This is a genomic window from Mesorhizobium montanum (genome assembly GCF_033977145.1).
Taxonomy (GTDB): Bacteria; Pseudomonadota; Alphaproteobacteria; order Rhizobiales; family Rhizobiaceae; genus Mesorhizobium; species Mesorhizobium montanum.
This window is the reverse complement of sequence record NZ_JAVIJF010000001.1, coordinates 446,690-464,479: the sequence shown is the minus strand read 5'-3', so window position 1 is coordinate 464,479 and position 17,790 is coordinate 446,690. Positions and strand designations below refer to the sequence as shown.

Below are 17,790 nucleotides of genomic sequence, written 5' to 3'. Positions count from 1 at the left end.
AGCAGTTTTCGGACGACATCATGCTCTATTTCTCTGATTCTAGAGCCGGATGATTTCAGGTCGATCCGACCTGAAATCATCCGGCTCGGGGGCGAATTCGGCCCGGTGAGCGAGGCCGGCCATCAACAGCACGATGACCAGCAGTCCGGACAGCGCGATGAAGATCGGGCCGAAGCTCGAATGCTCGGCGACGAAGCCGATCGCCGAGGGCGCCACCAATATGCCGGAATAGCCCATCGTGGTAACGACGCTCATGCCGGTGCCAGACGACATGCCTTCCTGGTTGCCGCCGGCGGAGAAGAGGATCGGCACCATGTTGGCAATGCCGAAGCCGCAAAAGGCGAAAGCGGCAATGGCGAGGTAAGGCGAGGGCGAGAGGCCGGCGACCAGCATGCCGGCGGCCGCGGCGAGCGCCGAGCCGCGCAGCGTGGCCACCGCGCCGAAGCGGTTGCGCACGCCGTCGCCCAGGAAGCGCATCAGCGCCATGACGCCGGAGAAGGCGGCATAGGCGAGGCCGGCGACCGCGAGGTCGGCGCCCAGCTCCTGATGCAGGAACAGCGCCGCCCAATCGAGCACCGCGCCCTCGGAGACCATGGTGAGCAGCGCCATCAGCCCGACCAGATAGACGGCCGAGTGCCGCGGCAGCGTGAATTTCCGATGCTCGACGGCCTGCGGCCGGTCCTCGGCGACGAGATGACGAATGGCAAAGGCGATGACGGCAAAGGCGATCACCGTCACCGCGATGGCATGGGGAAGATAGCCGTGGTTCTGGATCGAATAACCACCGAGCGCGCCGCCGGCGAAGCCGCCGAGGCTCCAGAAGCCGTGCGAGGACGACATGATCGCGCGGGAGAGTTTTCTTTCCACCACCACGGCGTTCGAGTTCATCGCGACGTCCATGCCGCCGATCGAGCCGCCGAAGATGAGCATGGCAATTGCTGCCAGCGGCACATTGGGTGCAAGCGATACGATCAACAAGCCGAAGCTGCCGCAGATGCCGAACCAGCGCAGCACGGTGCGCGAGCCGTGCCTGGAGATGAGATGACCGCACCAGGTCATGGCAATGACCGCCCCGACGCCGAACAGAAGGATCAGCAGGCCAAGGGAGAATTTGGTAATGTCCAGCCTGGTCAGGAACACTGGGATCTGCGGCGCCCAGCTGCCGGTGAGAAAACCATTGGCGAGGAAAATGCCGGCGACGGCCCAGCGGCCGCGCGTCGCGGCCTGCATCGTGGTTTGCACGCTCATGGTCTGAAATCCGCTGCGTCAATGGGCTTTGCGCGGCAAATTAGATCGATTCAATCGGCGGTCAAGAACCGCGTTCGGGAAGTGCTTGGACCAGGTGAGCGACCGGGTCGGCCTCGCTCGAGGTACGCCGCGGCTTTCGAGGTTGGCGGAAACGCTTCCGCGTTCGTCATCCACGGGCGGAGCAAGGAGCGAACCGACGCGCGCAGACCCGAGGATCCTGTGTGTGGCTTCGAGGCGTCGCAGTGGTGCAGGCTTTGGCACCGCAGCGTCAGTGGTATGCATCCTCTTTTTGGGCCGCTGCGCTCTTCGACAGCCGTCACGGAATGGGTTCCAGGGTCTGCGCGCTTCGCTTCGCTCCTTGCTCCGCCCTGGAATGACGAAGCCGCAGGGGCGAGCCGCATAGTACCTCAATGATCCTTCGGGCGCCTTGCTTCGAACTCGGCCTTCTTGGCTTCCGACGCCTCGGTCTGGTTGAGCGCCTGCCATTCGGCATAAGGCATGCCGTAAATGATCTCGCGCGACTGGTCCTTCGACAGCGCCACGCCTTCGGCGTCGGCGGCTTCGCGGTACCAGTTGGACAGGCAGTTGCGGCAGAAGCCGGCGAGGTTCATCAGGTCGATGTTCTGGACATCGCCGCGTTCGCGCAGATGCTGCACCAGCCGGCGGAAAGCGGCTGCCTCGAAGTCGCGCTTCTGGTCGTCGCTGAGTTCGGTCATTCGGGAAACTCCCGGCCTGTCGGCCTTCTCACGTAAATTCCCTTCATGCTGGCCCGGTGCGCGAGCCGAACATCTTTACGTCATGTATATCGGCACGGCGATCGATTGCGTCAACGATCGGCGCCAGCCGTTCGGCCCAGGCGAGAGCGCCGGCACGGTCGGCAATCAGGTCCTGGCGGATCTCGATCAGCGCGTGGGCATAGCCGTTGACGATGGCATGGCGGAACATGGTGTCGCCGCGCAGCGCGCCGTCATAGGGTTCGTTGTCGCCGACGACGAGGGACTTGTCCTGCGCCAGCATGTCGATCAGCGGCCGCGCCACGCGGTCGTCGAGGTCCCACAGGACGCCGACATGCCAAGGGCGGACAAAACCCTGCATCACCGGCGTGAAGGAATGCACGGAGAAGATGAACGGCGCTTTGCCCGAGGCGTGGGCGACGGAGGCGATCATCGCGCCGACGGCGTCGTGGTAGGGCCGGTAGAAGCGGTCGAGCCGCCGCTCGCGTTCCTCCTGGGCAATCGGATAGTTTCCCGGCACCACCGTGCCGTCATAGAGCTGACGGATCATGGTCGGATCGTCCTCGCCCCGGTTGGGGTCGATCAACAGACGCGAGTAGCCGGCAAGCACGGCAGGCGCGTCGAGCGCCGCGGCAAGTTCGCGCGTCACCGTCTCGACACCGATGTCATAGGCGATGTGGCGGTCGAATTCGGCCGCCGGCAAACCGAGGCTGCCATATTCCTCGGGGAGTTCGCGGCGGGCGTGATCGGCGAGAAGCACGATGGCTTTCTTGCGGTCGCCCTCGACAATGTCGAATGGCGCGAAAGCTGTGGAACGGGTCATCGTCAGGAAATGGGCTGTTCGCTGAGGTCGGGGCAGGGTGGTATCGTCATTCCACGAAGAGAACGCCGGTGCAATGCCGTTGTTTGGCCAAGGTTTCCGCAAAAAATCCCCGGCTGGAGGAGAATTTGCGCGACGGGCCCTTCTAAATCGATTGGAATTGAATAAAACGGCGCGTTGACATGCGACCGGAGTTTGCTGAAAAGGGCTTCGAGAGATGCAAATGTGGTTCGCAAGGGGATCCGCGATGGGTTTTGCCGGTCGGTTGCGCAAGCACCTGGCCGTGCCGTTGCTGATCATCGGCGCGGGATTGTGCGCGATTGGCGCGACCTCGCCGGCCCGCGCCGACTTCCGCGTTTGCAACGCAACGCAAAATCTGGTGGGCGTCGGCATCGGCTATCGCGCCAAGGCCGGCTGGATCACCGAGGGCTGGTGGCACATCGAAGGATCGACTTGCAAGACGCTGATCGAGGGTCCGCTGTCATCAAGGTTTTACTATCTTTATGCAGAAGACGCCGAACGCGGCGGGCGCTGGGACGGCCCGATCAACATGTGCGTCGCCGAAAAAGAGTTCAAGATCGCCGGCGTGAGTGATTGCGTCGCCCGGGGCTTTCAGCGCGCCGGTTTTCAGGAATATGACACGGGCGAGCAGGCCAGCTGGATGGTCCAGCTGACCGACGAGCCCGCAACGGGAGGCGCGCCAGCGGCCCCCGCTCCGGGAACAAACACTCAATGAGACGTAACCGCAAGGTCAAGATCCTCGCCACCATCGGTCCGGCTTCCTCCTCCGAGGAAATGCTGAGAAAGCTTTTCGAAGCCGGCGCCGATGTCTTCCGCATCAATATGAGCCATACTGACCACGAGCTGATGCGCACACTGGTCGGCCGCATCCGCGCCGTAGAGGCGGCAGTCGGCCGGCCGATAGGCATCCTTGCCGACCTGCAGGGTCCGAAGCTCAGGGTAGGCAAATTCGCCAACGTCAAGGAAGCGCTGACGCCAGGACAAACCTTCACGCTCGACGACAATCCGGAGCCTGGCACGTCGAAGCGGGTTTATCTGCCGCATCCGGAAATCCTGAGCTCGGTCGAGGCCGGTCATCGTCTTTTGATCGACGACGGCAAGCTGGAATTGAAGGCTCTGAAGAGCGACGGCAAGTCGATCACCTGCACGGTCGTTGCCGGCAGCGGTATTTCCGACAAGAAGGGCGTCAGCCTGCCCGACACCGACCTGCCGGTCGGCGCGCTGACCGAGAAGGACCGCTCCGACCTCGACGCGGTGCTCGCCACCGGCGTCGACTGGGTGGCGCTGTCCTTCGTGCAGCGGCCGGAAGATCTGGCGGAGGCTCGCAAGATCGCGCGCGGCCGCGCGCTGATCATGGCCAAGATCGAAAAGCCGCAGGCGGTTGCTCGCCTGGCAGAGATCATCGAACTCTCCGACGCGCTGATGGTCGCCCGCGGCGATCTCGGCGTCGAGATGCCGCTGGAAGCCGTGCCCGGCATCCAGAAGCAGATCACGCGCGCGGCGCGCCGCGCCGGCAAGCCGGTGGTGGTCGCCACGCAGATGCTGGAATCGATGATCACCGCGCCGGTGCCCACCCGCGCCGAGGTCTCCGACGTGTCGATCGCCGTGTTCGAGGGCGCCGATGCGATCATGCTCTCGGCCGAATCCGCGGCCGGCGCCTATCCGGTCGAGGCGGTCGCCATGATGAACCGCATCGCCACCAAGGTCGAAACCGACCCGACCTATGCCGGCATCATCAACGCGCAGCGCTCGGAACCGGAAGCAACCGGCGCCGACGCGATTTCGCTCGCCGCGCGCGAGATCGCCGAGACGCTGAAGCTGTCGGCGATCATCACCTACACGGCTTCCGGCACAACCGGGCTGCGCGCGGCGCGCGAGCGCCCGCAGGTGCCGATCGTGGCGCTGTCGCCGATCGTCAACACGGCGCGCCGGCTGTCGCTCTTGTGGGGCACGCATTGCGTCGTCTCGCCGGACGCCACCGACCTCGACGACATGGTCGACCGTGCCTGCCGCATCGCTCTGGACGAAGGTTTCGGCAAGCCCGGCGACCGAGTCATCATCACCGCCGGCGTGCCGCTGAGGACGCCCGGGTCGACCAATATGCTGCGCATTGCGTATGTCGGGTCGGAGACGCATTAGGGTGTGTGATATTCGGGTGAGGCCGGCCTGCAAATGATGGCTTCCGGCGCTTCCGGTGCTCACGTACTTTGAGTACGCTACGCTCCGGCCTTCGCCGGCCGAAGCCCTCATAAGTGTCTCCGCTCTATGAAGGCTACGGCCGGCGTAGGCCGGTTCTCGGAAGCCACCATTTTCGACTCGGCCTGACCCGAATCTCAAAACATCCTTAGGCGCTTTCGCCTTTGAGCTTAGCCTGGCGCAAGCTCCGCTTCCGGCACCTTGAGTTCCGGGCATCTGTCGACGCTCTGCGTGTCGCCGGCGATACGGCTCTCTACGGTCCTGCCATCGCGTGCAGGTCGACCGGCGCGCCGGCGACCTTTTCGATGGCGCCGACCACCAGGTCGGGCGCGATCCAGTCGGGCTTGTGGCCGAGATTGTGGACCCAGACCAGCTCGGCACCGGGAATATCGCGCTCCAGGCCGATGGAATGGATGGTGGCGTAGACCACCTTGTCGCGGTCGCCTGAGATGACGACGGTCGGCGCCTTGATCTCGCGGTAGCCCAGCGAGGCGGCGCGGACATAGTCGTAGAGCTGGGCGACATCGCGGGCGTTGGCGCGGAACGCGCGCGGCCTCAACACCAGGGAGATCGCGGCCTTGTCGACATAGCCGTCCGGAACGCTGTTCGGCGAAAAGACGCAAGCCGTCGCATCGCCGATCTGCAGCATGCCGGCCGGATAAGCAAGGGTCTCGGAAAACAGCCAGCCGACCACCGGCATGGCGGTGAGCTTGTAGTACCACGCGGTTGCGCCGCCCGGCCAGGGGTGCGTGGCGGGCGAGATGAAGACCAGCCCCAGCGTCTTCTCGGGATGCTGGCGGGCGAAGGCCGTGGTGATGGCGCCGCCGAAGGAATGGGCGAGGATGATGGCTTTCTCAATATGGAGACGGTCCATCAGCGCGGCGATGGTATCTGCCTGCGCGGCCAAAGTTTCGTTGTCGCCGCGCTCCGACCAGCCGAAGCCCGGGCGGTCGAGGAACAGCATCTCGGCGCGTCCTTCGAGCAAGGGCTTCAGCGGCAGCATCTGGTCCCTGAGGTTGGCGCTGGCGCCATGGATGAAGATCACCGGCGGCAGATCTGCGCCAGCACGCGCCGGAATATGGACATAGTGGATGCGCGCGCCGTCGATCTCGGCGAACGCGCCGGCGGGTGGATTGCGGCGCTCGATCAGCCAGACGCCTGCCCGGGTGACGCCGGCCAAGGCAAAGAAGAGTGCGATGAGGAAGAGGAAGGCGGCGCAGATGAGGTTCATGCGGAGGAGGTACGGGAGTGGAGGGAGATTAGTTTAGGGGAGTAGGCAGTAGGCAGTAGGCAGTAGGCAGTAGGCAGTAGGCAGTAGGCAGTAGGCAGTAGGCAGTAGGCAGTAGGCAGTAGGCAGTAGGTAGTAGGTAGTAGGTAGTAGGTAGGGGATGTGTTCCCCGGAGCAATCTCTTCACCTATTGCCTTGTGCCTAACCCCTATTCCCTAAATGCCTTCGCCGGCCAGCTCTTCGGAAAGCGTCGAAACCTGGTTCTGGGCGCTGCGCATCATCGGATAAATCGCCAGCACCTTCTGCCAGGCTTCGAGCGCCGATTGCTTGTGGCCGGTCTCGGTCATGATCTGGGCGAGACCCGAGAGCGCGCCGAAATGGCGTGGCTCGAGCTGCAGGGTGCGGTCGATGTCGGCCATCGACTTCCCGTAATTCTTCATCATGAAATGCACGGTGGCGCGGCGGTTCCAGCCTTCGGCGTAGTCGGGCTGCAGGGTCACGACCTGGTCGAGGAAATCGAGCGCGACGTCGAATTTCTGGTTCTCCGTCGCCTTTTGCGCCCATTGCATCATCAGGTCGATCGAGGCGCTGCCGGACTGGTTCCACTCGTTCCAGATGCGGCCGGCGATGCGCTCGGCCGCCTTTTCATTGCGCTCGCGCTTCAACTCGGTGAAGAGCTGATCGAGGCGGCCCTGCCTGGTCGGAGCGGCCGGCGGCGGCGGCGTGGCTGGAGGCGCGGCATCTGGAGGCAGCGCGCCTGGCACCTTTTCTGCTCCTGCAGGCAAAGCTATGCCGGACAGCAAAAGGGCGGTGAGACAAGCAAAACGAATCCGCATCGCCGGAATCTAGTCCCGGACGGCGGATCGTCAAAGTGATTTTAGCGTGAGAGAGCCGGCGAACCGGCAATCGACATCAGCGCGGCGTGGTCTCTCCGCATGTCGCTTCCTTTCGGGCGACATGCATCAAGCTGCGCGAAAGGCTCAGCCCTGACGCGCCTTGTAGCGCGGAGCGGTCTTGTTGATGATGTAGATGCGTCCCTTGCGGCGAACCAGCTGGTTGTCGCGGTGACGCGCCTTGAGCGCCTTGAGCGAATTCTTGATCTTCATGGTCTTGCCTGTTCGGTCAGGGCCCGTCCCGGGCCGAATTTTAAAGGCGCGCCCGAAAAAGCGCGCCTTTGAACTTGCGTGGCTCATAAACGAGGAGCCTTGCCCGTGTCAACCACGTGCGCGTGCCCGAATGCCACAAGTGGCGCCTCACATCAAATATTCGCCATTCACGCAGCACGGCATTGCGCGACTCAAGGACGACTGGAATGGTGATTCAACGCTCAAGCGACTGGAGATCTCCATGCGCCGTGTCTTTCTGTCCGTCTGCCTTGTCCTTCTGGCAACCGCTCCCGCTGCCTTTGCCGAGGACTGTGATCGCAATGACGACAGCCAGTCGATGATGAATATCTGCGCCAATGCCGACCACCAGGCGGCCGATGCCAAGCTCAACGCCGCCTATAAGGATCTTGTCGGCCGCAACGATCCGGCCTCGAACAAGCTCTTACAGACAGCGCAGCGCGCCTGGATCGCTTTCCGCGACGCCGAATGCGCCTATTCGACCGCCGACAGCGAAGGCGGCTCCATCCATCCGATGGAAGTGTCGCAGTGCCTGACAGAACTCACCAATGAGCGCACCAGGCAGCTCACTTCCGGCGCAAACTGCAAGGAAGGCGATACGAGCTGCGCCAGCCCGGACGGGGACGACCAGGATATGCAGTAGGGCGCCGTCAGCTCTTACGGCTGGAGCGTTTCACCGTTTCACGGAAACGGCGAACCGCTCTATCTCTTTGTTTTGATGCAAATCCGGACGGAAGGCTACGGCGAAGTCGCCGAGCCTAAACCGCTCACACTTTTCCTGGAATTGTTCCAATCCGCGTGAAATGACCCATCTTGCGGCCGGGGCGTGACTCGGCCTTGCCGTAGAGATGCAGCATCAGATCGGGCTCGGCGAGCAGCGCCGGCACCTTCTGCATGTCGTCGCCAATAAGATTTTCCATCACGCAGTCGAAATGCCGGGCGGGCGAACCCAGCGGCAGCCCGGCAACGGCCCGGATGTGTTGCTCGAATTGGGAGACGACGCAGGCAGCCTCCGTCCAGTGACCGGAATTGTGCACGCGCGGCGCCAGCTCGTTGGCTAGAAGCGAGCCGTCGGCGAGGACGAAGAACTCGACGCCGATGACGCCGACATAGTCGAGCGCAGAAAGGATTTTCGAGGCGGCGTCCTTTGCAGCGGTAGCTGTTTCCGGGCGGATGCCCGCCGGCAAGGTCGAGCTGCGCAAAATGCCGTCGCGGTGGACGTTCCCGGCCGGATCGAAGGCGGCGACAGTTCCGTCGAGGCCGCGCGCGGCGATCACCGAAATCTCGCGCTCGAAGGCGACGAGCGATTCCAGGATAAGCGGCACGTTGCCCATCGCCTCGCAGACGCCGGCAAAGCTGCCCGTTTCCATGTTGCGGAAGACACGCTGGCCCTTGCCGTCATAGCCCATGCGGCGGGTTTTCAATACACCACTGCCGTCGAACTTCTTCAGGGCTTTGGTCAGCTGGTCGTCATTGTCGACCGGACAGAATTCCGCCGTCGGAATGCCGATGCCGGCGAGGAAGCTTTTTTCGGTGACGCGATCCTGCGCGACTTCGAGCGCGCGGGCCGGCGGATAGACCGGAACTTTCGCGGCAAGCATTTCGGCCGCGGCGACCGGGACATTCTCGAATTCGTAGGTGACGACGGCGCTGGCAACGGCCAATTCGGCGAGCGCTGCCGGATCGTCATAGGCCGCCACGATCTGCCGGTTGGCGACCTGTGCCGCAGGGCAGTCGGCCTGGGGTTCCAGTACGACGATGCGGTAGCCGAGGCGCGCCGCGGCCATCGCCAACATGCGACCGAGCTGGCCGCCGCCGATGATACCGATGGTCGATCCAGGCGCCAAGCTCACGGCGCGTCCGTCGGCTCGGTGGCGACCTTGGCGGTCTGCGCCGAGCGCCAGGCATCGAGCCGGGCGGCGAGCTTGTCGTCGTTGAGCGCCAGCACGGCCGCGGCAAGAAGTGCGGCATTGGCGGCGCCCGCCTTGCCGATCGCCAATGTGCCGACCGGGATGCCGGCCGGCATCTGCACGATGGAAAGCAGCGAGTCCTGGCCGGACAGCGCCTTGGATTCGACCGGAACGCCGAAGACCGGCAGCGGGGTCATCGCCGCCGTCATGCCGGGCAGATGCGCCGCCCCGCCGGCGCCGGCGATAATGACTTTGAAGCCGGCCGCCTTGGCGCCCTTGGCGAATTCATAGAGGCGGTCTGGCGTGCGGTGGGCAGAGACGATCAGCCTTTTGTGCGGGATGCCGAGCGCCTCCAGCGTTTCGGCCGCCTGGCGCATCGTCGCCCAGTCGGACTGGCTGCCCATGATGATGGCGACGTCGGCACGCTGATCGGTCAAGGTATCGCTCCCCGGTAAAGGCGCGCCTTAGCGGAAAACGCCAATAGCCGCAAGGATTGTCGATTCCGTCCCCAGGAGGGAGGTCAGTCGGGCCAGCGCAGCGCTCCGCTCGAATCCTTGCGTACCGCCTTCATGGCATCGGCCGGACGATCCTTGGCGTTCAGCACGGCGCGCAGCTGCTCGGCGACGATTTCGGCTTCACCGGGATGCAGGTTGCACGGGTCAAGGAAGAAATGGCCGCGCTCGACCTCGTGGTTGCGCACGATGACCGGCGGCGAGCCGGCGGCGAGCGCCGAAGCAAGGCCGGCGGCGTTGAAGCGGCTTTCCGGGCGCACGAACACCTGCAGGCGGTCGAGCGGATTGGCGGTCGGGTCGGGAATGATCTCGGCGCCGATGCCCGCAATCCCCTGCAGTGCAGCCTTCCAAAGAGTGAGCGCGGCTTCCTCGCGCCGGCGGATGCCGGCATGGTCGCGCTTCTCCCAGGCGTCGAGCGCGGCCATGGTGCCGGCGATGCTCTCCTTGCCGACCTTCATGGCGCGGGCCACGCCGCGGTTCTGCAGATAGGCGGCGCGAACCAGATCCTTGCGGCCGGTGACGATGCCGCTGGTCGGGCCGCTGAGGAATTTGTGGCCGCTATAGACGACGATGTCGGCGCCGCGCGCCAGGAAGCTGCGCAGGTCGTATTCCGAGGCCGCGTCGACGATCACCGGCACACCCTTGGCGTGGCAGATCTCGCAGAACTCCTCCAGCGAAAGCATGCCGTACTGCACCGTGTGGTGGGCGACGACGTAAAGGGCTGCCGCCGTGCGCTCGTTGATCGCCTCGCCCACATGGTAATCCTGCGTCACGCTAACCGTGCCGGCCGGAATGACCCTGGCGCCGGCGACCCGGGCCGACTGGTCGATCGGCGCGCCGTAGTTGACGATATGGCCTAGCTGGATGACGACTTCCGATTTCAGGCCTTCGGTATCGTCCGGCAGGCGTTCGATCGCCAGAAGGTTGGTGCCGGTCATCGCGCCTGCCACCGCCATGGTGATGCCGCTGGCGCAGCAGGCGGTGATGAAGCCGGCCTCGCCGCCGGTGAGGCGCGCGACGACAGCACTCGCGGCGCGCTGCAGATCGTCCATCTCCACCCATTGCGAAGCGATCTCGGCCATGGCGCTGATCGCCTCGGGAACGATGATCGAGGCGCCGAGCGCCGTCATCGTGCCCGAGACGTTGATGATCGGCCTCAGCCCCAGCCTCTCGCGGATCGTGGTGTTGGAGCCGGTGTCGGAATAGGTTTTCATTTGTGTGGACTCCATGAAGGTCAGGCCGCAATTTCGACGACCGCTTCGATTTCGACGGTGATGTTTCCAGGCAGCGAGCCGACGCCGATCGCAGAGCGCGCATGGCCGCCGATCTTGTCGAAGACATCGGCGAAGAGATCGGAGCAGCCATTGACCACCCTGGGGTGGTCGCTGAAGGTCGGTGTCGCGTTGACGAAGCCGAGCAGCTTCACCACACGCACGATGCGGCCGAGATCCCCGGCCGCCGCATGCATGACGGCAAGCAGATTGAGGCCGGTGAGGCGGGCATGCTCATAGGCCTGCTCGACGGTCACGTCGTCGCCGACCTTGCCGGTGCACAGCGTGCCGTCGGCACGCAACGGCCCCTGTCCGGAGAGAAAGATCAGCCGGCCGCTCTCGGCATGGGTGACGAAGTTGGCGATGGGCGTCGGCGGCTCGGGCAGCGTCAGGCCGAGTTCGGCGAGCCGGGTGTAAGGCGTCATGGAAGGGTACTCCTTGGATGGCCAGGCCATCCGTGTTCAGAAATGCGAGGCGCGAAAGCGCGCCAGAAACTGGCGGAGGCGCTCGTTGGTCGTCTCCGCGGCGAGAACCTCCTTGGGCGGGCCGACGGCCGAGACGCCGCCATCGGCCATGAAGACGATGCGGCTCGAGGCATCGCGAGCGAAGGCCATTTCGTGCGTCACCATCACCATGGTCATGCCGTCCTCGGCCAGGCTCCGCACCACCGCCAGCACCTCGCCGACGAGTTCCGGATCGAGCGCCGAGGTGATTTCGTCGAGTAGCAGGATTTTCGGCTCCATGGCGACGGCGCGGGCAATGCCGACGCGCTGCTGCTGGCCGCCGGACAATTCGGCGGGCAGGCTGTCGGCCTTGTGGGCGAGGCCGACGCGGCCCAGCCAATGCTCGGCGATCGAATGCGCTTCCGAACTGCTTTTGCCGCGCACCTTGGTGAGGCCGAGCATGATGTTGCCGGCCGCCGTCAGATGCGGGAACAGGTTGAAGCTCTGGAACACCATGCCGGTCTCGGCGCGCATGGCGGCCAAGTCGCGCTCGCTGCGCCGCTGGCGGGTGCCGGAGTCGCCAGCAGGACCGGGGCGGAAGCCGACCTCCTTGCCGTCGATGCGGATCGAGCCGCTGTCGTAGCTCTCGAGAAAGTTGACGCAGCGCAGCAGCGTGGTCTTGCCGCTGCCGGAGGGGCCGATGACGGTGACCACCTCGCCCTTCGCAACCGTCAGGCTGACCGAGCGCAGCACCTCGACCGAGCCGAAGGATTTCGAGACCTCGGCAATATCGAGAAGCGCGGTGCTGTTGTTCGAACTGGTGTCCATCGGCTTAGTCCCGGATGAAAGCGAAGCGCCGTTCCAGTCGCCGGCTGGCGTAGGAAAGCGCATAGTTGACGGCGAAATAGATCAGCGCGCCGAGGATATAGAGCGGCATCGCCTCATAGGTTCGGCCGATCACCTGGTTGATCGCCTGCATCAGATCGGTGATGCCGAGCAGCGAGACCAGCGCGCTGCCTTTCACCGCATCGGTCACGCCGTTGATCCAGGGCGGCAGGAAGCGGCGGAAGGCTTGCGGGAAGATGACATAGGCCAGCCGCTGGCGGAAGGTGAGGCCGATCGCCATCGCCGCTTCCGACTGGCCTTTTGGGATCGAGGCGACGGCGCCGCGCAGATATTCGACGACCTGGGCGGTCTTGAACAAGGTCAGCGCCAGCACGGCGGCCCAGAAGGACTGCAGGTGCACGCCGACCGCGGGCAGGCCGTAGTAGACGAAGAAGATCAGCACCAGGATCGGGATGCCGCGGATGGTGTCGCTGAAGATGCGCACTGCCCAGCGAACCGGCGTAGGCCCATAGACAAGCCCGACGCCGAGGATGATGCCGGCGATCAGCGACAGCACCACGACCAGCAAGGACACCCAGAGCGTCAGCGCGAAGCCTTGGGCGAGGAAGGGCAGGGCGTAGGCGATCTGACCGAGCATCTCAGCGCGCCGTCCTGTACCAGCGCTCGACCAACCGCAGCGCAAAGAGCAGGGCGTAGCCCGTTACCAGGTACATCGCCGTCACCACGAGATAGACCTCGACGATGCGGAAGGTGTTGAAGTTGATCCACTGCGCGCCATAGGTCAGCTCCGGCACCGAGATGACGGAGGCGACGGATGTATCCTTGAACAGCGAGATGAAGGTGTTGGAGAGCGCCGGCAGCGTGATGCGCATCATCGTCGGCAGCCGTACATGGATGAGCCGCTGCCAGGGCGTCAAGCCGATCGCCTTGCCTGCATCGATCTGGCCGCGCGGCACGGCTTCCAGGCCGGAGCGGAACACTTCGACCAGATAGGCGCCGCTATAGAGAGCGAGCGTCGCGACGAAGGAGGTCTGCGCGCTGTAGGCGAGGTCGACAACCGTCGGCAGGCCGTAGAAGACCAGATAGACGAGCAGGATCAGCGGCACGTTGCGGATGAATTCGACGTACGCGGCGATGATGGCACGCACGACGCGCCCGGCCGAGACATACCAGACGGCCAGCACCAGCCCGATGACGACGCCGATGGCGATCGAGATCACGGCGAGCTCGAGGCTGAGCAGCAGGCCGCCCCACAGCTTGTCGAAATGCCGCCAGATCAGGTTGAAATTGAGCGTATAGCCCATGCGCCTCTCTCGGTGCCGAGCGCTTCAAGGATAGGCCGCGGGGAAGAACGCTCAAGGCGCTCTTCCCTCGGCTGGTCAGATGACCGGGAAGCCGGGATGGCGTGCCGGCGGCTCCTGGCCGAAATAGTCCTTGAACGCGGCGTCGTAGAGCGCCGTCTCATGGCCGAACATGGCGATGGTGAAGGTCTGGTTGACATAGGTCAGCCAGTCGAGGTCGCCTTGCCTGACGGCCGCGCCGTAAAGCATCGAGTACCAGCTCTTGCCGGCATCGAAATATTTGTCCGGATTGCGCGAGGCGAGCCAGCGCACGGTGGAGAGATCGACCGCGGCGGCGTCGACGCGCTTCGATTCCAGCGCCTGCAAGACGTTCGCCTGGGTGTCGATCTGCATCACCTGCGCCTGCGGCAAGGCGAAATGCACCGAGCTTTCGGCGTCGACATTCTGCAGGATCGAAATGCGCGTGGCGGCGCCGTTCGCCAAGAGCTTGTCGAAGGTCTTGTTCTCGGAGCCGGGCAGGGTGAGCAGCGCGACGCCCTCGACGTAGTAGGGCCGCGAGAAGTGGATCAGCTGCGAGCGCTGCGCCGTCATGGTCATGAACTGGATGGTGATGTCGACTTTGTTGGTGGTCACGTTCGGGATGCGCTGGGCCGGATCCTGCATGACGAACTCGACCTTGGTCGGATCGTCGAAGAGGCCCTTGGCGAGGATGCGGCCCATGGTGATGTCCATGCCGACCAACTCGCCGGCATCGTTCTCGAAATGCCAGGGCGCGTTGGTGCTGCCGGTGCCGACGATCAGCTTGCCGCGATCGAGCACGGTGCGCAGCACGCTGTCGGACGCGGCTTGCGCCGCTGCCTTCTCGGCGCTGATCGCGGTAAGCGCGCCGGCGGTGGCCAGCCCCGCCATTCCCAGTTTCAGAAAATCACGTCTGCCGGATGTGTCGTTCACGGCGACCTCCTTTGATTGTGTGTTCCCCAATGCAGCAGCGATGCACATCGCAATCAGCGATTGTCTCTTACAAGAGACGTGTGTATCCTGTACAAGACAGATACTAGCACCAGGAATCGACAATGCAAGACAGTGAAACGCTGACCGGGTGGCCGAGCGAAGGCGCGGATGAAGAGCGGCCGGCGGGCTCGCGCGAGAAGGGGCTCAACCGAGTTTTGAACATGCTGGAATTCCTGCATGCCAACCAGCGTGCGATCGGCATCGGCGAGCTGGCCAAGGGGCTGAATGCGCCGCGCTCGACGACCTATACGCTGGTGCGCGAGCTGGTCGAAGCCGGGCTGCTTGAAATGGCCGGCGACGGCAATCGCGTCTATTTCGGCAAGAAGCTCTATCTCTATGGAATGGCCTATATGCGCGGCAACGACCTGCTCAGGCGCGGCCGCCAGGAGGTCGACACGCTGTCGCGCGAGACCGGCGAGACGTCCGAACTCTGCATGCTGCAGAGCGGCCGCTACACGATTGTCCATTCCAGCCCGGGCACCAGACCATTCCGCATCAGCTCGGCCACCGGCCTGCAGATCCCGCTGCCCTGGACCGCCTCGGGCCGCCTGCTGCTTGCAGGCCTCGATCGCAGCCAGATCGAAGCGATGGTCACGCAAGACGATCTCGTGCTGCCCGACGGCCGCAAGCTCGAACTCGACGATTTCATCGACGATATCGCGCGGGCGCGCGTCACCGGCTATTGCGTCACCTCAGGCCTGGTCGATGCCTACACCAAGTGCCTTGCAGCGCCCGTTTTCTCGGCCCCTGGCAAGGTAGAGGCGACGATGTGCCTGGTCGTGCCGATCGACACCTCGGCAGAGCGAACGGGAGAGCTGCTGCCGTTGTTGCGCGAACGCGCGGCGCGGCTTTCGACCTCGTGAGCTTAAATCGCGTCGCGATGAAACGGATTCAGGCGACGCGCTTTAAGTCCTTGTTTTGATACATGCCGTTATCCCAAAACCGCTGCGCACTTTTGGGCGACAAGCATTAACCGGGAGTTCCGCTTAGGCGATGATGTCGGGAATGATGCGGTCTTCCAGCGCCGACAGCCGGTCCTTCAGCAACAGCTTCTTCTTCTTCATGCGCTGGATCTGAAGCGGGTCGCAGCCCGTGGCGATCATCGCGTTGATGGCGGCGTCGAAATCGGCGTGTTCTTGTTTGAGCCGGGAATATTCGAGGCGTATTTCAGCCTGTTCCTGTTCGGACATTATCTACCGTCTGCGTATGCATCGCCCAATCGGGCTGTTTGGGCGGGACCGGTCGGGTTTGTGACTCGTGGGTTTGCGACCGGCGCGCAGCCCTTATCACATTTCACTTTGTCGTGGAATGCTACCACGTGGCATTCGACATCGAGATCGGTTGGTGGCAAACTGTCATTGTGCCGTCACAGTCGCAACCTGCGGTGGACGCGCCTGCGACGGCTGCAATCGAGGAAACCATGAAAGGGAGAACCAATCATGTCTCTTGCATCCCATCTTGATGAGTTGCAGCGGAAACACGGTGACATCGAGCGCGAGCTCACCGATGCGATGAACCATCCTTCGGTCGACGACCTCGAAATCGTGAATCTCAAGCGACGCAAGCTGGCAATCAAGGACGAGATTGAAAAGCTGAAGGGAAGCCCGACCACGCACTGAAGCTCTTCCAGGCACCATCACCGCAACCCGCCGCGGTGAAGTCTCCCGGTGGCAAGAACTGCCACCGGCTTGGTGTTTTTAACTGAAATCACCGGAAAGTTTGGGCTTGCGTCTTGCGGCCCGGCACGCCGTTATTGTCCGAACGGTCTCCGATCAAGCGTGGCCGATTTGCGGATGTTGGCGGTCGCTTGCCATTGACAAGCCATCTTTGGTCCGCCACCTCATGCCCGGAACTCCCAGATGAAGGCGGCCGGCATGACCGGATATTTTTCTTCTCCCTTCCCGCGGCGCGCGTCGGTCGGCGTTTCGGTCGGCGGCGTGATCGTCGGCGGCGGCGCGCCGGTGGTCGTGCAGTCGATGACCAACACCGACACGGCCGATGTCGATCAGACGGTCGCCCAGGTAGCGGCGCTGCATCGTGCCGGCTCCGAGATCGTGCGCATCACGGTCGACCGCGACGAAAGTGCGGCGGCGGTTCCGCGCATCCACGAGCGGCTGTTGCGGCTTGGCATCGACGTGCCGCTGGTCGGCGACTTCCACTATATCGGGCATAAGCTGCTTGCCGATCACCCGGCCTGCGCCGAGGCGCTGGCGAAATACCGCATCAATCCCGGCAATGTCGGCTTCAAGGACAAGAAGGACCGCCAGTTCGCGGCGATCGTCGAGATGGCGATCAGATACGACAAGCCGGTGCGCATCGGCGTCAACTGGGGCTCGCTCGACCAGGAGCTGCTGACCCGGCTGATGGACGACAACCAGGCCCAGGGCTCGCCGCTCACCGCGCAGGAAGTCACGCGCGAGGCGATCGTGCAGTCGGCGATCCTGTCGGCCGAGATGGCCGAAGAGATCGGGCTTGGCCGCGACAAGATCATCCTGTCGGCCAAGGTCAGCGGCGTGCAGGACCTGATCGCCGTCTATACCGAGCTTGCGACGCGTTCCGACCACGCGCTGCATCTCGGCCTGACCGAGGCCGGCATGGGCACCAAGGGCATCGTTGCCTCGTCCGCCGCGATGGGCATCCTCTTGCAGCAAGGCATAGGCGACACGATCCGCATCTCGCTGACGCCGGAGCCGAATGGCGACCGTACCCGCGAGGTGCAGGTGTCGCAGGAACTCCTGCAGACGATGGGCTTCCGGCAGTTCGTGCCGATCGTGGCGGCCTGCCCCGGCTGCGGCCGCACGACCTCTACCGTGTTCCAGGAGCTCGCCCAAAGCATCCAGGCCGATATCCGCAAGAACATGCCGGTGTGGCGCGAAAAATATCCTGGCGTCGAGAACCTCAAGGTCGCGGTGATGGGTTGCATCGTCAACGGCCCCGGCGAATCCAAGCATGCCGATATCGGCATATCTCTGCCCGGCACAGGCGAGACGCCGACGGCGCCCGTCTTCATCGACGGCAAGAAGGCGGCGACGCTGCGCGGCCCCTCGATCGCGCAGGATTTCGAGAAGATGGTCGCCGACTATATCGAGCAGCGGTACGGACACGGCAAAGCCGCCGCGGAATAA

The 17,790-nt window shown here is 64.0% G+C and carries 21 protein-coding genes; 6 read left to right on the top strand and 15 right to left on the bottom strand.

Annotation, left to right across the window (positions count from 1 at the left end; all coding sequences use genetic code 11):
• Window positions 1-39: 39 nt before the first annotated feature.
• The 3 genes from RFM68_RS02250 to RFM68_RS02240 form a co-directional block, all read right to left on the bottom strand.
• Window positions 40-1,248 carry an MFS transporter gene (locus RFM68_RS02250; protein WP_320231005.1) on the bottom strand — a complete coding sequence of 403 codons (1,209 nt, stop codon included), beginning with the start codon at window positions 1,246-1,248 and terminating at the stop codon, window positions 40-42.
• A 407-nt stretch (window positions 1,249-1,655) separates the two neighbouring features.
• Complete coding sequence (locus RFM68_RS02245) at window positions 1,656-1,964, bottom strand: DUF1244 domain-containing protein (protein ID WP_320231004.1); 309 nt, start codon at window positions 1,962-1,964, stop codon at window positions 1,656-1,658.
• A gap of 43 nt (window positions 1,965-2,007) precedes the next feature.
• Entirely contained in the window at window positions 2,008-2,805 is a 798-nt protein-coding gene (locus tag RFM68_RS02240) for an N-formylglutamate amidohydrolase (protein WP_320231003.1), read from the bottom strand.
• A gap of 244 nt (window positions 2,806-3,049) precedes the next feature.
• On the opposite strand from RFM68_RS02240, the gene RFM68_RS02235 reads away from it, so the two are divergent.
• Window positions 3,050-3,538 (top strand): DUF1036 domain-containing protein, encoded by a 489-nt coding sequence (locus RFM68_RS02235; protein WP_320231002.1) that lies wholly within the window; start codon window positions 3,050-3,052, stop codon window positions 3,536-3,538.
• Window positions 3,535-4,962 carry a pyruvate kinase gene (pyk, locus tag RFM68_RS02230; protein ID WP_320231001.1) on the top strand — a complete coding sequence of 476 codons (1,428 nt, stop codon included), beginning with the start codon at window positions 3,535-3,537 and terminating at the stop codon, window positions 4,960-4,962. The genes RFM68_RS02235 and pyk overlap by 4 nt, the downstream gene beginning before the upstream one ends.
• Before the next feature lie 310 nt (window positions 4,963-5,272).
• Here pyk and RFM68_RS02225 read toward each other — a convergent pair whose 3' ends face one another.
• The 3 genes from RFM68_RS02225 to ykgO form a co-directional block, all read right to left on the bottom strand.
• Window positions 5,273-6,250: an alpha/beta fold hydrolase gene (locus RFM68_RS02225; RefSeq protein ID WP_320231000.1), complete on the bottom strand. Its 978-nt coding sequence runs from the start codon at window positions 6,248-6,250 to the stop codon at window positions 5,273-5,275.
• 212 nt (window positions 6,251-6,462) lie between these two features.
• Window positions 6,463-7,083, bottom strand: coding sequence for a tetratricopeptide repeat protein (locus tag RFM68_RS02220; RefSeq protein WP_320230999.1), 621 nt, complete (start codon window positions 7,081-7,083; stop codon window positions 6,463-6,465).
• Window positions 7,084-7,227: 144 nt separating this feature from the next.
• Window positions 7,228-7,353, bottom strand: a complete 126-nt coding sequence (gene ykgO / locus RFM68_RS02215; RefSeq protein ID WP_006203764.1) for a type B 50S ribosomal protein L36 — start codon at window positions 7,351-7,353, stop codon at window positions 7,228-7,230.
• Window positions 7,354-7,594: 241 nt separating this feature from the next.
• Between ykgO and RFM68_RS02210 the strand changes: the two genes are divergently transcribed.
• Window positions 7,595-8,014, top strand: coding sequence for a lysozyme inhibitor LprI family protein (locus tag RFM68_RS02210; RefSeq protein WP_320230998.1), 420 nt, complete (start codon window positions 7,595-7,597; stop codon window positions 8,012-8,014).
• Between the two features lie 124 nt (window positions 8,015-8,138).
• Here the strand turns inward: RFM68_RS02210 and RFM68_RS02205 are convergent, their stop codons facing one another.
• The 8 genes from RFM68_RS02205 to RFM68_RS02170 form a co-directional block, all read right to left on the bottom strand.
• Window positions 8,139-9,224 (bottom strand): 5-(carboxyamino)imidazole ribonucleotide synthase, encoded by a 1,086-nt coding sequence (locus RFM68_RS02205; RefSeq protein ID WP_320230997.1) that lies wholly within the window; start codon window positions 9,222-9,224, stop codon window positions 8,139-8,141.
• Window positions 9,221-9,718 carry a 5-(carboxyamino)imidazole ribonucleotide mutase gene (gene purE / locus RFM68_RS02200; RefSeq protein ID WP_320216736.1) on the bottom strand — a complete coding sequence of 166 codons (498 nt, stop codon included), beginning with the start codon at window positions 9,716-9,718 and terminating at the stop codon, window positions 9,221-9,223. Before purE ends, RFM68_RS02205 begins: the two co-directional genes overlap by 4 nt.
• An 83-nt stretch (window positions 9,719-9,801) precedes the next feature.
• Complete coding sequence (locus RFM68_RS02195; RefSeq protein ID WP_320230996.1) at window positions 9,802-11,007, bottom strand: aminotransferase class V-fold PLP-dependent enzyme; 1,206 nt, start codon at window positions 11,005-11,007, stop codon at window positions 9,802-9,804.
• A gap of 20 nt (window positions 11,008-11,027) precedes the next feature.
• Complete coding sequence (locus RFM68_RS02190) at window positions 11,028-11,489, bottom strand: RidA family protein (protein WP_320230995.1); 462 nt, start codon at window positions 11,487-11,489, stop codon at window positions 11,028-11,030.
• 36 nt (window positions 11,490-11,525) lie between these two features.
• A complete protein-coding gene (locus tag RFM68_RS02185) occupies window positions 11,526-12,335 on the bottom strand; it encodes an amino acid ABC transporter ATP-binding protein (protein WP_320230994.1) in 810 nt (269 codons plus the stop codon).
• A 4-nt stretch (window positions 12,336-12,339) separates the two neighbouring features.
• Window positions 12,340-12,990: an amino acid ABC transporter permease gene (locus tag RFM68_RS02180; RefSeq protein ID WP_320230993.1), complete on the bottom strand. Its 651-nt coding sequence runs from the start codon at window positions 12,988-12,990 to the stop codon at window positions 12,340-12,342.
• A gap of 1 nt (window position 12,991) precedes the next feature.
• The gene (locus RFM68_RS02175; RefSeq protein WP_320230992.1) at window positions 12,992-13,657 is read right to left on the bottom strand and encodes an amino acid ABC transporter permease; all 666 of its coding nucleotides are present in this window, start codon (window positions 13,655-13,657) and stop codon (window positions 12,992-12,994) included.
• A 75-nt stretch (window positions 13,658-13,732) separates the two neighbouring features.
• The gene (locus RFM68_RS02170; protein WP_430694806.1) at window positions 13,733-14,605 is read right to left on the bottom strand and encodes a transporter substrate-binding protein; all 873 of its coding nucleotides are present in this window, start codon (window positions 14,603-14,605) and stop codon (window positions 13,733-13,735) included.
• A gap of 122 nt (window positions 14,606-14,727) precedes the next feature.
• On the opposite strand from RFM68_RS02170, the gene RFM68_RS02165 reads away from it, so the two are divergent.
• Window positions 14,728-15,528, top strand: a complete 801-nt coding sequence (locus RFM68_RS02165) for an IclR family transcriptional regulator (RefSeq protein WP_320230991.1) — start codon at window positions 14,728-14,730, stop codon at window positions 15,526-15,528.
• A gap of 123 nt (window positions 15,529-15,651) precedes the next feature.
• Here RFM68_RS02165 and RFM68_RS02160 read toward each other — a convergent pair whose 3' ends face one another.
• Window positions 15,652-15,855: a YdcH family protein gene (locus RFM68_RS02160; RefSeq protein ID WP_320230990.1), complete on the bottom strand. Its 204-nt coding sequence runs from the start codon at window positions 15,853-15,855 to the stop codon at window positions 15,652-15,654.
• 249 nt (window positions 15,856-16,104) lie between these two features.
• Here RFM68_RS02160 and RFM68_RS02155 point away from each other — a divergent pair, with 249 nt between their 5' ends.
• Window positions 16,105-16,284, top strand: coding sequence for a YdcH family protein (locus tag RFM68_RS02155; protein WP_027166662.1), 180 nt, complete (start codon window positions 16,105-16,107; stop codon window positions 16,282-16,284).
• 255 nt (window positions 16,285-16,539) lie between these two features.
• Window positions 16,540-17,790: a flavodoxin-dependent (E)-4-hydroxy-3-methylbut-2-enyl-diphosphate synthase gene (ispG, locus tag RFM68_RS02150; protein WP_320230989.1), complete on the top strand. Its 1,251-nt coding sequence runs from the start codon at window positions 16,540-16,542 to the stop codon at window positions 17,788-17,790.